Genomic DNA, 14696 nt, shown 5'->3' with positions numbered 1-14696 from the left:
TACGAACAGGACCAGCGTGTAGTACAGGATCTTCGCGATGATGTCGGAAGCATCCATCGAAGAATTATCTAGCGCCTTCTTCACGCCGCCGCGCTCTACCAGACGGTCGAATCCAACCTTCTCCAGCACCTTCGACAGTGCCTTCGAGATCGCTTTGGCGATCAGCAACCCAACGATAAGAATGACGAGAAAAAGCAACAGCAACGGCACGAATGCCACCACTGCGGCCAACCCGCTCATCAATGTTTCCTGCATAAATAACCTCCGGATGTGGTGCAACTGGTCGATACCTGAACCATGACAGGCTTTTCCCGATTTGGGAAGTCGACTTACTAAATTCGGGTATCCCTAGCTGTGATAGCTATGGTGGGTGAGGGTCAGTCTTCCGCTGCCTCAGCGGTAACTGGCTTCACGCGGAACGGGTTTTCCGTCCCCCGGTAAAGACGCCGTAGGCTAAAAAACCTCACACGCAGTCACGAATAAATTTTGTGGACTGGACTGGGCCACTCGCGGAAAGGCCCACCGTCAAGGGGGTCTTGACACCGTTACGCCTCGTTCCAACCAGCTGTCAGCATCAGTAAGCCGTTCCATTCTGAGTGGCATCTAGGCCCCTTGGACTCCCGCCACACAACGTGTCAGCTGCCAAGATCTAGGGCAACAATATAAGCATGCTGCCTTTTACCGCGGGGTATCAAGGGGTCCCAACTGGAGGGGTCCCAATAGGTCACCCCGGAAGCTCTTCTGCAGGCTGCAGAGAGTGAAGGTGCCCTCTCGAACGACTGGCGGCCGCGGGAGACAAGAAATACCATGATCAAGCGTGAGGATCCATGGAGGACGGTCGTCTTAATCCCTGCGTGGAAAAGCCTTCTCCCGAAGGCGGCTGATTCGCATCGCTCCACGTTCTGAAAAGTTCCTGTTCGCGGCAGTTTCCGCTCTGATCGATCAGTACGTGGCCGAACAACAGGGTGTCGGTCCCTGCCTAAAATCCCGGTAATAGGTTCCTATCAACTCGCTCCAACAGAAAGAACCAACAGTTGTGAAAGCTGATCCGTCTGTCGGCGTAATTTTAGCCACGAGCGCCGTAACCGTCATGCGGGGGGACTGCAATGGATAACGTTGCCCTATTGTTCTCTGCTGCCGGTTTGGCCGCGTTGGCCGCCGCTATTCTTCCGAAGGTGCTGGGCAAGGTACCGGTATCCATGCCGATGGTCTTCTTTGCCGCCGGCCTTCTGGCGTTTTCGGTCCTGGATGTCCTGCCAAATCCCGACCCGGTCGCCCACGGCACGATCGCCCTGCACTTGACGGAGATGTGCGTGATCATCTCCCTGATGGGAGCCGGACTCGCGATCAACCGCCCATTTCGGTTCAAAAGCTGGGCCACCACATGGCGTCTCCTTGGTATCACCATGCCCCTTTCCATCATCGCCGTCGCTTTCCTGGGCTGGTGGATGCTCGGACTCGGCGTTGCCGCGGCAGTCCTCCTGGCTGCGGCCCTCGCACCGACAGACCCGGTTTTGGCTTCCGAGGTGCAAGTTGGTGAGCCTACTGAGGATGAGGAAGGCACGGACGAGGACGAGGCACGATTCGCGCTCACTTCCGAAGCCGGACTCAATGACGGGCTGGCCTTCCCCTTCGTCTACGTCGCCATCCTGATGAGCACCGCCGGCATCGCACCTTACCTTTGGATCGGCGAATGGCTCCTCCTCGATGTCCTCTGGCGACTCACGGCCGGCTTCATCGTCGGCATTGGCACAGGATGGCTGCTGGGTCGCCTGTTTTTCTCTGCCCCAGCGCAACGCCTTAAACTCTCCGAGAACGCCGAGGGCTTTACCGCGCTCGCCGCAACGTTCCTCGCCTATGGTGCCGCCGAACTAGTCAACGGGTACGGGTTCCTCGCCGTTTTCGTCTGCGCGTGCACTATCCGCGCCGCCGAACGCTCGCATGGCTACCACCGGGTTTTGCACAACTTCGTCGACCAGATCGAGCGGCTTCTGACCGTAATCATCCTGGTCTTGCTTGGCGGAGCAGTCGCCCGAGGACTGCTGGCGGGCGTCGGCTGGACCGAGATTCTGGCCGTCGCCGTGATTCTGCTCGTCATCCGCCCTATTACCGGGTGGATTGGATTGGCTCGCGGCAGGACCGGGCCCCAGGAGCGCGCCGTTATCTCCTTCTTTGGCGTCCGCGGAATCGGATCTCTCTTCTACATCGCCTACGCCCTCGAGAAGGGAAACTTTGCCGATGGCGGGTACCTGTGGGCCGTCGTTGGTCTTACCGTTACCGGATCCATCCTGTTGCATGGCGCTGCAGCCTCACCCATCATGAATTACCTTGACCGGCAGCGCGTCAAAAAGGCCGAAGCCGACAACCGGCCCGGGCAGGCACCCACCACCGCCGTGTGAGCCCCTCCACGCCCCAAACCCGCCGCAGGCACCTCAAAGTCAAGCACTCCGGCCGCAAGTGCCTCCGCAGGAACTAGAGCAGCCGCCGGGCCGGACGAAGTGAACTCGGCAGGCGAGGAAGCGGCAAGATTTGACACGGGTATGGAACCTGAGCGTCGCTCCCCCCGAGCAAGGGTAGAGGTACCTACCGGGACCTCCGAGGCTGGGGATGAGGAGTCGGTGTTCCTGCCCCATCCGGCGGATGAGACGTGGCGGCAGGACCATCCCTATGAGGTCCTGATGACCGGGCGTGAGTATCAAAAGGCCAAACGTGTCCTGCAGATTGAGCTACTCAAGATGCAGGCATGGGTAAAGTCCACGGAGAAGAAGGTCGCAATCCTGTTTGAGGGGCGCGACGCCGCGGGCAAGGGCGGCACCATCAAACGGTTCACGGAAAACCTGAATCCCCGTGGTGCCCGGGTCGTTGCTCTGGAGAAGCCCAACGAGCGTGAATCGACCCAGTGGTACTTCCAGCGGTATGTTTCGGTGCTACCCAGCGGCGGAGAAATCGTCCTATTCGACAGGTCCTGGTACAACCGTGCCGGCGTGGAGCGCGTGATGGGATTCTGCTCACCCATGGAATACCTCGAGTTCATGCGCCCAGACCCACGGATTGCAACACCCAAGGCTGATCCCAAATCATCCGAAAGCGTGTGGTTTCCGTGTGGTTGAGCCGTCTCAAGACAGAAACTTAGCCCTCCCACCCAACGTTTCCGCAGGTCAGAGGACCTTCGTAGTGGAGCTTAGGGGAATCGAACCCCTGACCTTTTCATTGCGAACGAAACGCTCTACCAACTGAGCTAAAGCCCCGCAAAAAGTACTGTAGCAAACCTGCGCCCAATGCCGGAGTAGCCTCAAAGAATGACCACACACAGCTCCGCTGAGGAGCACGCCGAGATCAACGACTGGCCGGCCCTATGGGCGCTGGTGATTGGATTTTTCATGATCTTGGTGGATTCGACCATCGTCTCGGTGGCCATCCCGGCGATCATGAACGGGCTGGGTGCGGATCTCGACAGCGTGGTGTGGGTCAACAGCGCCTACCTGCTGGCGTTCGCCGTGCCGCTCCTGATCACGGGCCGGCTTGGCGACCGCTTCGGCCCGCGCCGCATTTACCTCGCCGGGCTGGCGGTGTTCACCGTGGCCAGCGTGTGGTGTGGGCTTGCCGGGTCGGTGGAAATACTGATCCTCGCCCGGGTACTGCAGGGACTGGGTGCCGCACTCATGACGCCGCAGACCATGGCCGTTATCACCCGCATCTTCCCGCCGGAACGCCGCGGTGCCGCCATGGGGCTCTGGGGTTCGGTAGCCGGCGTCGCCACCCTGGTGGGCCCGGTCCTCGGCGGCATCCTGGTCGACTCGCTCGGCTGGGAGTGGATCTTCTTCGTGAACGCACCGGTCGGCGTCGTCGGGCTGATCCTCGCCCACCGGCTGGTGCCACGGCTCCCCACCAACAGCCACAGTTTCGACTATCTTGGCGTCGCGCTGAGCGCCGCAGGAATGTTCTGCCTAGTGTTCGGCATCCAGGAAGGTGAGACGTACAACTGGGGCACCATCGCCGGGCCCATCTCGGTTTGGTCGCTGATCATCAGCGGGCTGGTCCTCCTCACGGCCTTCATCCTGTGGCAGCGGTACAACCGCAAGGAACCACTCGTTCCCCTGAACCTGTTCAAGGACCGCAACTTTTCCCTGGGCAACACGTCGATCTTCGCGATGGGCTTCGCCATCACCACGGTCGCCATCCCCCTGATGCTCTACGCGCAGAATGTGCGCGGCTTCTCCCCCACCGAAGGCGCCCTGCTACTCACCCCAATGGCGATCATCTCCGGCTCGCTCGCTCCCCTGGTGGGCCGGCTGGTCCAGCGCGGCAATCCCAAGTACATGGCGGTCTTTGGATTCTCGGCCATGTCGGTATCGCTGTTCTGGCTAGGCGCCATCCTGACCCCCGATGTGCCGGTCTGGGCGCTGCTCCTACCCATCTCGCTGCTGGGTCTCGCGAGCGCCGGTATCTGGGCGCCCGTTTCTCTGACCGCGACGCGGAACCTGCCGCGGTCCTCGGCGGGAGCCGGGTCCGGCGTCTACAACACCACCCGTCAAGTGGGAGCGGTGCTGGGCAGTTCGGCGATCGCCGCCATGATGCTGTCCCGTCTGACCGCGAACATCGGCGACGGCGGCGCCGATGCGGTGCCCGGCCAGCAGCTTCCGGAGTCCCTGCAGGCTGGCTACGCCGCAGCGATGGGTCAGTCGTTGTTCCTGCCCGCCGCTGCGATCCTTATCGGGCTGGGCGCTGCCCTGTTCTTCGCCCGACCGCAACGCCGGACCGGCTGGACTGGCGAAAAAACGCCGTCGAGCGTTCCGGCCGCGACCACTGGCGGGCCTCCGACGTCGACCTAGCCGTTCTGGGGGATGGGCCACCGGATCGGACGGTCGCTGCGGTGAGCAACCTAGTCCCAGGGGGCAACCTAGACCCTGGTGGCCGACATACCGCACCCTGAGGTCCAGCTTGACCCATTCAAACACCTCCGAGGTCCAAATTGGCCCCCCGGAACCAAACCGAGGTCCAAGTTGACGCCCTCAACGACGACAACGGCCGATCAAGCGAACCGCTACCCGCGCCGCGGGGTGGTTGCCTCTGGGAACTACCTGTACTCTCTAGTCATGGCTGATGACACTGCAGATTCCACGACCGCCGACTCCACAGCACCCGACAAGGGCAAAAACGTCAAAGACGTCAAAGAGGTCAAGGAAGTGACCGACGACTTTGCCACCCGGCAGCACACCACCGGCACGGGCCTGAAGTATACGAGCACCACGGGTCGGCTGGTCCTCCGGCGGGAGGAAACCAAGGACGGCAAGGCCGACGGTTTCAAACCCAAGGCCGAAATCTTCATCGTCGCCTACACCAAGGACACCGACCCCGACGACGCAGGCCAGGCCAATCAGCGCCCAGTCACGTTCGCGTTCAACGGAGGTCCCGGATCGGCGTCGATCTGGCTTCACCTGGGCCTCCTCGGACCGCGCCGCGTGGATTCGGGCGACACCGGAGCCATGACTCCCGCGCCCTTCGGCCTGGTGGACAACCACGAAACGCTCCTCGAGCACAGCGACCTCGTCATGATCGACCCCGTCAACACCGGCTTCTCCCGCGTCGTCGAGGGCGAAAAGTCGGACGAGTTCCACGCCTTTATTGAGGACCGGGACCTGGTGGCCGAGGTCATTCGGCTCTGGACCACCCGCAACAACCGGTGGCTCTCCCCGAAGTATCTCGTCGGCGAATCCTACGGAACCCTCCGCGCCGTTGCCGTCGCCGGGCGCCTTTTCGACGCCTACGGTATGGCGGTGAACGGATTGGGGCTCATCTCCACAGTGCTCAACATGTCGACGCTGCGGTTCTTCCCCGGCAGCGACGTACCCTACGCCCTGCACGTCCCTACCTATGCTGCCATCGCCCACTTCCACGGCCGCCACCCGGGCCGGGACCTCGCCGACGTCGTCAGGGAAGCCGAAGACTTCGCTGCCAAGGACTTCGGGTACGCCCTCACGCAGGGCAGCCGGCTTACCGCGGCGGAGTACGACGACGTCGTAGCCCGCCTCGCTGCGATCACCACCCTCGACGAAACGTTCATTCGCCGCACCAACCTCCGCTGGCAGTACGGCGAATTCGCCGCCGAACTGCTGCGTTCTGATGGGCTCGCGGTCGGCCGGATTGATGGCAGGTTCACGGCGCAGCCCGCAAACCTGCAGGACTCGACCATGACCGACGATCCAAGTATCCGGGCCATTACCGGCCCCTATGCGGCAGCCATGAACCACTATGTGAGGGCGGAGCTCGGCTACGAGAACGACCTCCCGTATGAGGTGCTGACGGCTCGGGTACACCCGTGGAGCTACAAGACCTTCGAGGGCGCTCCCGTCGATGTGAGTCACACACTCGAACGCCTCCTGGTCCACAACCCCACTCTTCGCGTGCATGTGGACTACGGCTACCAGGACGGCGCCACCCCGCACTTCGCCGCCGAATACGTGTTTGCGCACATGAATTTGACCGATCAAATGAGGGACCGGTTCACCCATCACTATCACGAGGCCGGGCATATGATGTACCTCAAGCCCGAGTGCCGGCTAGCGCAGCTGGCAGCGCTGAAAGAGTTCGTCACTTCAATTCACTGAGTACCGCGGGTTTTCTTTCAAGACAAATTATAAGTAAACTTAGGGTTTCCGTGGAAGACCGCGGACCCCACTAGTAAAAGGAATCCGTCGTGCTGCTGAAAAAACTCCTGTGGACGCTGGTCCCCGTCATTGCTTCCAAACTGCTCCGCAACCGACGCGGCAATTCCGCGACTACCCGCGCCAACAAGACCAGGTACGACAAAAAGCACGGTCGCTAGCCAGACCGAATGACTGACCCCAACGACCTGGCCGACCGTCGGGACGGCTACGTCGACCTGCGCTCCTACGCCGCCATTGGCGACGGCAGGACGGTGGCGCTGATCGCTCATGACGGGTCGATCGACTGGTATCCGACCCCGGACCTCGACTCTGCTCCGCCGTTCGCCCGGTTGTTGGACGCCGACGACGGCGGCGCGTTGGAGTTGTGCCCAACGGAACCATTCACCTCGCAGCGGGCCTACGTCGAGGGTACGAACGTTCTGGCCACCACGTACATCACCACCTCAGGGACCGTGCGCGTCACCGATTCCCTGAATACCGGGGTGGCAGGACGGCTCCCCTGGGGCGAGTTAGCCCGCCGCATCGAAGGCCTCACCGGGAACGTGCCGATGCGCTGGGCCATCCGTCCGGGAAACTGTTTTCAGACCGCTTCCCCGTGGGTCCAGTCCACCGACCACGGCGCGGTACTCAGGGTTGACGGCACCGCGCTGGGCGTCCGCGGTATCAACGAGGGCGACCTCTCCATCGAAGGTCAGGCCATTTCCGGGCGCCTCACCACCGAACCCGGCTCGCGCCACCTGGTGGCCGTCGTCTCCACCCACGACGAGCCCCTGCCGCTCCCGGATCCGCACTCGGTGGACGCTGGCATTGACCGGACTATCACGAACTGGCAAACCTGGTCCAGGGAATTCAGCTACGAAGGACCCTACGCCAACCAGGTCCTCCGCAGCGCTCTCGCCCTGAAGCTCCTGATCCACAGCCCATCCGGATCCGTCGCTGCTGCAGCCACCACCTCCCTGCCGGAGAGCAGGGCGGGTGGCAAAAACTGGGATTACCGGTACGCGTGGCTGCGGGATACCGCCTACACGCTGCACGCACTGGTCCGGGCCGGCCTGCGGGAGGAAGTGCACGCAGCGGTCTCCTGGATGCTCAAGAACCTTCGCACCCAGGGCCAGGATCTGCAGGTTTTCACACGACTTGATGGTGGCACCCCCGAAGGGACCCGCACCCCTGACCTTCCCGGCTGGCGGGGCATCGGCCCCGTCGTCGACGGGAACCCAGCGGCAGGTCAGCTGCAGTTGGGTGTCTTCGGTGACCTTTTCGACATTGTGCGGCTCTACGTCGAGGCCGGCCATGTCCTCGACCCCACCACCTCCCGCCAACTGGCCGACCTGGCTGACCTCACCTGCGACACCTGGCAACAGCGCGACGCCGGCATCTGGGAGCTGCCCGAGGAACGGCACTACACCACCTCAAAGCTGGGGTGCTGGCATGCCCTGGACAGCGCGGTGAAACTCTCCGAAGCGGGCCAGCTGCAGCGCCCGGCCGAACGTTGGCGGGCCGAGCGGGACCGAATCCGGGACTGGGTCGAGGAGAACTGCTGGTCTGCCGAACGCCAGAGCTACGTCTGGTATCCGGGCAGCGAGAAGCTGGACGCTTCGATCCTGCTTCACGCGATCACCGGCTACGAACGGGGCCCGAGGATGTCCTCAACTATCGATGCCCTCCGTGACGAGCTGGGCTCCGGTCCACTCCTCTACCGTTACAGCGGGATGCAGGACGAGGAATCCACCTTCGTCGCCTGCGCCTACTGGATGGTGGCAGCCCTCGCCCAGGTGGGGCGCAAGGACGAGGCACGCTCCCAGATGGAGGCGCTGCTACCCCTGGCGAACGACGTCGGGTTGCTGGCCGAAATGATCGACGGCGACGACCGGCACGAGTTCATGGGCAACCTGCCGCAGGGGTTGAGCCATCTGGCCCTCATCACCGCAGCGCTGTCCCTCTCAGACGACGCGTAGCTGGCGTTCCCGTCACAGCTGGTGATGAGTGAACCGGCCACCCAGCAGGGTAGCCATCACAGGAATACCGGCGATATCCGTGGTCGGAACCTCCAGCGGGGAGGCGTCGAGGACCACACAGTCGGCAAGCATCCCGACGGAGAGCCGGCCCTTGACCCCACCGAACCCGGTGGCCTCGGCGGATCCGATCGTATAGATACCGAGGGCCTCTTGGGCGCTGAGACGCTCTGTGCCAGCCCCGAAGACACGATCGCTGGACGTCAGCCGGTCGGTGTACGCCTGGATGGAGCGCAGCGCCGTCCCATCGGCGCACGGCCGGTCCGAACTTCCCGCCACCGCTATTCCCGCGTCGAGGAATGATTTGGCCCGGTACGTGAATGCTGCCCGCCCCTCTCCCAACGACCGAGCCATCGCGTCGCCGATGGGACGAAAAAAGGAGGCCTGCGGTGCCACCGCCACCCCCAGCCCGGCGAGCGCCGCCAACTGGTCCGGCCGCACCACCGCCGCGTGCTCAATCCGGTGCGGCAGCGCCCGCTGACCTGTGCGCCCAGCCCGAAAGAGGGTGAAGGTGTCGATCGCCAGATCAATTGCCAAGTCACCGATGGCGTGGGCGGCGATGGACCAACCGGCCCGGTGCGCGTCAACCATCTGCTGCTGCAGGAACTCCGGTTCCTGCAGCAGGTACCCCTTGTTCCCGGCACCGGTGCTGTACGGCTCGGTCTGGGCCGCGGTCTCGCTGGACAGCGCACCGTCCAGGAAGATTTTCGCCGGACCCAGCGACAGCAGGTGATCGCCGAATCCGCTGTACATCCCCAATCCCAGACCGCTACCCAGGACGTCTGCCCCGGCTCGCTGCACTGTCTCGATGGCCGGCATCAGTTGCGCCCGTGCGTGCAGTTTTCCCGCCGCCCGGGCGTCCTGGAAGGCGCCCAACTCGTCCGGGGCGTGTCCAATCCAGCCGCCGCCAATGCCGGCGTCGGTGAAGCTGGTGATGCCCTCACGCGCATACTGGCCCGTTGCGTGTTCGATCGCAGCGACCAGGGTATCGCGCGGGTACGGGCGCAGCAGGTCCAGGACCAGCGCTTGCGCTGTCTCCTGCAGTAGTCCAGTCGGCTCCCCCGCTCCATCCCGGACGATTCTTCCGCCCACCGGGTCGGGGAACCCAGCATCGAGCACCCCTGCGCGGCGTAACGCTTCGGTGTTGGCGATCCCGCCGTGCCCTGATGTGCGCCGGATGAAGAGGGGCCGCCCAGCGGAGACCCGGTCCAGGGCGGCCCGGTCGGGGAACCGTCCCCCGAACCGGTGGTGATCGAAGCCGCTGGCAACCAGCCAGCCGCCGCCGGCATCGTCATCGTGAGACACCGGGAGGGATTGGGCTGCAGCGTGCAGCCGGGCGTAGGCCTGGTCCAGATCGGAGAGATCGGTCAGGTCCACCTCACCCAGAGTGAGTCCAAACCAGGCGGTGTGGCAGTGGGCGTCATTGAATCCGGGGAGCAGTACCCGGTGCTGCAGGTCGACGACGTCCTTGGCTGCCAGTCCCGCGAGGTCCTCGTCGAGACCAACAATGACCCCGTTGAGAATGCCGAGGCTGCCCGCCGTGGGACGGGCCGGGTCCATGGTGATGATGCGGGCGTTGGTGAGGATGAGATCGAGTTGCATGGTTTCGCTCCCGAGCGACAGTGAGATTCAAACGGTCCTAGACGGTGGCGAAGTGCACCCACACACCGATGACCCACACGCTGCCCGCAAGCAACGCCAGGCCGAGCTCTACCAGGATGCCGATGCCCGTCGCCCTCAGAGCTGCCCCGCTGGACGAAAGGGCTGGCTTGAACTCCCGCTGCCGTGCGAATTCGCTGGCGAACAGACCCGCCGCGAATCCCACGAACAACCCGACGACCGGGATCAGGAACATCCCCACCACGCCCGTGACCAGGCCTACCACCACTGACCGGCCGGGGATCTGACGCTGTTGCAGTTTCCGGCCGGTCAGCACGGCGCCAGCGAGCAGACCAGCAACAGCCAGCGCGGTTCCGACGCCGAAAGCCACCCATCCTGCGGTGCTGGACACCACCAGCGCCCACATCAAGAGCGACCCGATGATGAGGATGCTGCCCGGGAGGATTGGCACAATGACTCCGGCGATACCAACCACGATCAGCAGGCCGCTCAGCACGGTCATCAGGATTTGAAATTCCATAGGGAAAGTCTCTCACTGCTCGGCCGCCGATCCTGCCTCGCTTGTTCCCGCCCGGCGGCAACACTAAGGTTGCTGAAGAAGCCTGAAGGGCACCAATAGCAGGAGGCACCATGAGCACGCCAGAACCAGGGAATGATCCGTCGCAGCATGACACGCCGCACGAGTTGGCCCCCAAGCATGCTGGAACCACACCGGAGTGGCGTGATTCATCCGCCGACGACGGCGCTCCCACCCAGGCGCACAGCCACGTAGACCCGCGTCGACCCGCCGACGACGGCGCCCCCACCCAGGCGCACACCCACGCCGATTCGCTGCCCACCGAGGTATATAGCACCACCGACGGCGCCCCCACCCAGGTGCACCAGATTCGGACTGATGGCACAGCTGGCGCTGTTGCGACGGGCGCCGGGGCGGCATCGGCTTCGCCTGCCACACGCACCCAGCCGGTCACCGTACAGCCGGTCAGCCACACGGTCGACCCGGATGATTCCCGCTACCGGGGCGCCCAGGATGACCGCCCCACCCTGCCGGGGTCGGCCGAGCGTGCAGCGCTCCTCCAGCACGAAAAGGACACCTTCGGCGGGATGAAATTCGGGTCGGCGTTCTTCGGCTGGCTCACCGCGACCGGCATGGCAGTCTTACTGACGGCGCTGGTCGCTGCTGCGGGGGCCGTCTTTGGACTCTCGACCAACACCGACCTCAACGATGCAGCCGAGCAGGTGGCGGCCGACCCGCAGACCGTCGGCATCACCGGCGCAATCATCCTGCTGGTGATCCTGCTCCTCTCCTACTTCGCTGGCGGATATGTTGCCGGGCGGATGGCCCGGTTCAACGGTGCTAAGCAGGGTGTCGCCGTCTGGCTGTGGGCGATCATCATCGCCGCTCTCGTCGCGATCCTCGGATTAATCTTCGGCAGGCAGTCCGCCGTTCTGGCAAACGTCAACAGCTTTCCACTGAACGAAGGCAGCCTGACCACGACCGGCATCGTCGCCGTCGCCGTGGCCCTGATCGTGGCGCTCGGCGGCGCGATTTTGGGCGGCCTGACCGGAATGCGGTACCACCGCCGCATCGACCGCGCGGACTACGACAACGCCCCCACCCGCTAGCCTTCATTTTCGCCAATAGTCTTCACCATGGATAGCCGCGCACCACGCTCGCTCGCGACAGGCCCTTCGGCCTGCTACTGGTGATCACCGGGTTGGTGGGATGGCTGGCCTCTGGCCAGCTGGTCCTCGAACGGCTCGCCGTCTACGCCGACCCCAACTACGTCACCAGCTGCGACGTCAACGCCTTCGTCTCCTGCGGGGAGGTCTTCAAGACGTGGCAGGCCAGCCTGCTGGGATTCCCCAATCCGCTGCTCGGCATCGTTGCGTTCAGCGTCGTCATCACTACCGGGGGCATGCTCCTCGCCGGGGCGGTTGTAGCGAGATGGTACTGGCGCTCCCTGCAGGTGGGAGTGAGCCTGGGCATGGTCTTTACCATCTGGTTGTGGACGCAGGCCCTGTTCGCCATTGGGATCCTTTGCCTCTATTGCCTGGTGGTCTGGGCGGCGATGATCGTGCTCACCACGTTCCTGACCTCACGCAATATGCTCCGGGGCGTGCTTCCGGCGGGACGGAGGGCGCGCATTTTCCTGAGCGGCTGGACCGGGACGACGGCGGTGCTGCTGTTGGTTGCGACGGCCGCCAGCGTGTTCTTCAGGTTTGTCGGCGTGTTTGCCGGCTAACCGCCCTATCCATCCGCGCGGGTCCGGCGATGATCCCTAGGGTGTCGGCTTTCCACCATTGACGTTTAGTGTTTCTCCCACGACGTAGCTGGATTCCGACGACGCCAGGAAGACATACGCGGGGGCCAGTTCAGTGGGCTGGCCGGCGCGGCCCAGCGGAGTGTCCTTGCCGAATTCGGGCAGCTTGTCCTTCGGCTGCCCATCCGAAACTTGCAGCGGAGTCCAGATCGGGCCGGGCGCCACCGCGTTTACCCTAATGCCACGCGGCGCCAACTGCTCAGCGAGTCCCTTGGTGAAGTTATTGATGGCAGCTTTGGTGCTTGCGTAATCCAGCAGCGTGGATGACGGACTGTAGGCCTGGATCGAGGTTGAGTTCACAATACTCGAACCCGGCTTGAGGTGCTTTAGTGCCTCCCGCGTGATCCAGAAGAATGAGTAAATGTTGGTCTTGAAGGTTTCGTCCAGTTGCTCGTCGGTGAGATCCTCCAGGCGCTCCACGGCGATCTGCTTGCCAGCATTGTTGACCAGGATGTCCAGCCCGCCGAGCTGCTCGGCGGCGTCGTTCACGAGTGACCGGCAGAACGCAGCATTGGTGAGGTCACCCGGAAGCTTGACTGCTTTCTGACCGCACTCTTCGATGATGCGGGCAACCTCTACAGCGTCCGGCTCCTCCTCGGGAAGGTAGGACAGGGCGACGTCGGCACCTTCCCGGGCGAAGGCGATGGCCACGGCGGCGCCAATGCCCGAATCCGCGCCGGTGATGAGGGCTTTGCGGCCCTGAAGCCGACCGGTTCCCCGGTAGGAGGTTTCTCCGCGGTCGGTCTGCGGCTCCAGATCGCGGTCCAGCCCCGGCTCGGGCTGATCCTGCTTAGGCGGCGAGATGCTCAGGAAACGGGTAACGGGGTCCTGGAAGGTGTACTGGTCGGTCCCTGAAATGTTGTCAGTCATGTGGTCCTCGCTCGCCGTGCGTAGCTACGATACGGTCTGTGCAGGCCAGCGGATCAGGTACTGCCATCTCCACAGCTAAGCCTACTGACTATCCTAGGCGGCGGGCGGCGTCCAAAACAAGGCAGTCAGTGGTGTTGAGATTCGGGGTGGGCCCCCGGGCTCGGCGGGACGCTGCGATCAGAGGATCTGGGCGAAGAATCCGGCGCCGATGCTCGCCACCATGGCGATGATCAAGAGCCAGACGATGGGCACGCGGTATTTGTTGATGAAGCGCATAATGCCCCAGTCTAGGCGAGCGCTGCACGACCCCGCTGTTGACGGAAATAATTCCCTACCCCACAACGCTGGACTGGTTATGAGTAAACCAGTTGCAGTTACGGGATCCACCGGAGCCGTTGGAGGCTCCGTTGCCCGCAGTCTTTCGGCGGCCGGGCTCGACCTCCGCCTGCCGGTCCGGGACCTTGGCCGGGCCCCGCTACTGGCCGGGGCGACGGCGGCTCGGTTCAGCTACGCGGATCGCAAGGCGGCAGTCGCGGCGCTGGACGGTGTTGACACCCTTTTCATGGTGTCGGCGAGCGAGGCCGAGGACCGGGTCGACCAGCACCTAACTTTCGTCGATGCGGCTAGGGACGCTGGCGTGCGGCATATCGTGTACACCTCATTTTCTGGGGCGGCCGCGGATGCCACCTTCACCCTCGGTCGGGACCATTGGGCCACCGAAGAATACATCCGACACTCCGGGGTGGACTACACGTTCCTTCGCGACAACTTTTACCTGGACATCCTGCAGTTCCTGGCCGACGACGGCGGGGCCATCCGCGGCCCCGCCGCCGATGGGCGGGTAGCCGGAGTGGCCAGGGCCGACGTTGCGCGGGTGGCCGCCGTCGTCCTCCAGGAGCCGTCAGCGCATGTGGGACGGACGTATGAACTGACCGGGCCGGAGGCGCTGACCCTCGAGGAGGCCGCGGCAATCATCACCGCCGAAACCGGAAAATCCATCAGGTATGCACCCGAAACAATCGAGGAAGCATATGCATCCCGGCAACACTTCGGTGTGCCCGGCTGGCAGCTCGACGCCTGGGTCAGCACCTACACCGCCATCGCGGCCGGAGAGGTCGCGCGGACGACGGCGGCGGTACAGGACCTGACCGGCCGACGGGCGTTGAGCCTTACCGACGTTCTTCGCGACGCCCGCTAGG

12 protein-coding genes, 1 tRNA gene and 1 pseudogene are annotated in these 14696 nt (G+C 63.8%); 9 read left to right on the top strand and 5 right to left on the bottom strand.

Going from position 1 to position 14696, the window contains the following annotated elements; genetic code table 11:
• Positions 1-255, bottom strand: a 255-nt coding sequence (locus tag ACX80O_RS05625) for a mechanosensitive ion channel family protein (RefSeq protein ID WP_459332811.1), incomplete at its 3' end; no start/stop codon positions are given.
• An 851-nt stretch (positions 256-1106) separates the two neighbouring features.
• On the opposite strand from ACX80O_RS05625, the gene ACX80O_RS05620 reads away from it, so the two are divergent.
• Together ACX80O_RS05620 and ACX80O_RS05615 are read left to right on the top strand one after the other, a co-directional pair.
• Positions 1107-2399, top strand: coding sequence for a cation:proton antiporter (locus ACX80O_RS05620; protein WP_459332810.1), 1293 nt, complete (start codon positions 1107-1109; stop codon positions 2397-2399).
• Positions 2400-2540: 141 nt separating this feature from the next.
• Positions 2541-3047: pseudogene (locus ACX80O_RS05615) on the top strand (polyphosphate kinase 2 family protein); the annotation flags it as partial.
• Positions 3048-3175: 128 nt separating this feature from the next.
• On the opposite strand, the gene ACX80O_RS05610 reads toward ACX80O_RS05615, so the two are convergent.
• A tRNA-Ala gene (locus tag ACX80O_RS05610) sits at positions 3176-3248 on the bottom strand.
• A 51-nt stretch (positions 3249-3299) separates the two neighbouring features.
• On the opposite strand from ACX80O_RS05610, the gene ACX80O_RS05605 reads away from it, so the two are divergent.
• The 4 genes from ACX80O_RS05605 (at position 3300) to ACX80O_RS05590 (ending at position 8626) form a co-directional block, all read left to right on the top strand.
• Positions 3300-4832 carry a DHA2 family efflux MFS transporter permease subunit gene (locus tag ACX80O_RS05605; RefSeq protein ID WP_459332809.1) on the top strand — a complete coding sequence of 511 codons (1533 nt, stop codon included), beginning with the start codon at positions 3300-3302 and terminating at the stop codon, positions 4830-4832.
• Positions 4833-5096: 264 nt separating this feature from the next.
• The gene (locus ACX80O_RS05600; RefSeq protein ID WP_459332808.1) at positions 5097-6608 is read left to right on the top strand and encodes a S10 family peptidase; all 1512 of its coding nucleotides are present in this window, start codon (positions 5097-5099) and stop codon (positions 6606-6608) included.
• A gap of 89 nt (positions 6609-6697) precedes the next feature.
• Positions 6698-6826, top strand: coding sequence for a hypothetical protein (locus ACX80O_RS05595; RefSeq protein WP_459307618.1), 129 nt, complete (start codon positions 6698-6700; stop codon positions 6824-6826).
• Positions 6827-6835: 9 nt separating this feature from the next.
• Complete coding sequence (locus ACX80O_RS05590; protein ID WP_459332807.1) at positions 6836-8626, top strand: glycoside hydrolase family 15 protein; 1791 nt, start codon at positions 6836-6838, stop codon at positions 8624-8626.
• 12 nt (positions 8627-8638) lie between these two features.
• Here ACX80O_RS05590 and ACX80O_RS05585 read toward each other — a convergent pair whose 3' ends face one another.
• Both ACX80O_RS05585 and ACX80O_RS05580 read right to left on the bottom strand, forming a co-directional pair.
• The gene (locus tag ACX80O_RS05585) at positions 8639-10285 is read right to left on the bottom strand and encodes an amidohydrolase (RefSeq protein WP_459332806.1); all 1647 of its coding nucleotides are present in this window, start codon (positions 10283-10285) and stop codon (positions 8639-8641) included.
• Between the two features lie 37 nt (positions 10286-10322).
• On the bottom strand, positions 10323-10823 hold the full coding sequence (locus tag ACX80O_RS05580; RefSeq protein WP_459307615.1) for a DUF456 domain-containing protein: 501 nt from the start codon (positions 10821-10823) through the stop codon (positions 10323-10325).
• Positions 10824-10933: 110 nt separating this feature from the next.
• On the opposite strand from ACX80O_RS05580, the gene ACX80O_RS05575 reads away from it, so the two are divergent.
• The gene (locus tag ACX80O_RS05575; RefSeq protein WP_459332805.1) at positions 10934-11929 is read left to right on the top strand and encodes a YrzE family protein; all 996 of its coding nucleotides are present in this window, start codon (positions 10934-10936) and stop codon (positions 11927-11929) included.
• 80 nt (positions 11930-12009) lie between these two features.
• A complete protein-coding gene (locus tag ACX80O_RS05570; RefSeq protein WP_459332804.1) occupies positions 12010-12549 on the top strand; it encodes a vitamin K epoxide reductase family protein in 540 nt (179 codons plus the stop codon).
• A 36-nt stretch (positions 12550-12585) separates the two neighbouring features.
• On the opposite strand, the gene ACX80O_RS05565 is transcribed toward ACX80O_RS05570, so the two are convergent.
• Positions 12586-13497, bottom strand: a complete 912-nt coding sequence (locus ACX80O_RS05565; protein WP_459332803.1) for an SDR family oxidoreductase — start codon at positions 13495-13497, stop codon at positions 12586-12588.
• A 355-nt stretch (positions 13498-13852) separates the two neighbouring features.
• Between ACX80O_RS05565 and ACX80O_RS05560 the strand changes: the two genes are divergently transcribed.
• Positions 13853-14695 carry an SDR family oxidoreductase gene (locus tag ACX80O_RS05560; protein ID WP_459307611.1) on the top strand — a complete coding sequence of 281 codons (843 nt, stop codon included), beginning with the start codon at positions 13853-13855 and terminating at the stop codon, positions 14693-14695.
• The last annotated feature ends 1 nt before the right edge of the window (position 14696 follow it).

It is taken from the genome of Arthrobacter glycogeni (genome assembly GCF_054511155.1).
Note: the sequence above shows the minus strand (reverse complement) of the source record. Positions and strands in the feature narration are given on the sequence as shown.

What these genes read in the sequence shown, in the direction of transcription:
- ACX80O_RS05620 (WP_459332810.1), top strand. Translation starts at nt 1,107, where the DNA reads ATGGATAACGTTGCCCTATTGTTCTCTGCTGCCGGTTTGGCCGCGTTG.
- ACX80O_RS05605 (WP_459332809.1), top strand. Translation starts at nt 3,300, where the DNA reads ATGACCACACACAGCTCCGCTGAGGAGCACGCCGAGATCAACGACTGG.
- ACX80O_RS05600 (WP_459332808.1), top strand. Translation starts at nt 5,097, where the DNA reads ATGGCTGATGACACTGCAGATTCCACGACCGCCGACTCCACAGCACCC.
- ACX80O_RS05590 (WP_459332807.1), top strand. Translation starts at nt 6,836, where the DNA reads ATGACTGACCCCAACGACCTGGCCGACCGTCGGGACGGCTACGTCGAC.
- ACX80O_RS05585 (WP_459332806.1), bottom strand. Translation starts at nt 10,285, where the DNA reads ATGCAACTCGATCTCATCCTCACCAACGCCCGCATCATCACCATGGAC.
- ACX80O_RS05580 (WP_459307615.1), bottom strand. Translation starts at nt 10,823, where the DNA reads ATGGAATTTCAAATCCTGATGACCGTGCTGAGCGGCCTGCTGATCGTG.
- ACX80O_RS05575 (WP_459332805.1), top strand. Translation starts at nt 10,934, where the DNA reads ATGAGCACGCCAGAACCAGGGAATGATCCGTCGCAGCATGACACGCCG.
- ACX80O_RS05565 (WP_459332803.1), bottom strand. Translation starts at nt 13,497, where the DNA reads ATGACTGACAACATTTCAGGGACCGACCAGTACACCTTCCAGGACCCC.
- ACX80O_RS05560 (WP_459307611.1), top strand. Translation starts at nt 13,853, where the DNA reads ATGAGTAAACCAGTTGCAGTTACGGGATCCACCGGAGCCGTTGGAGGC.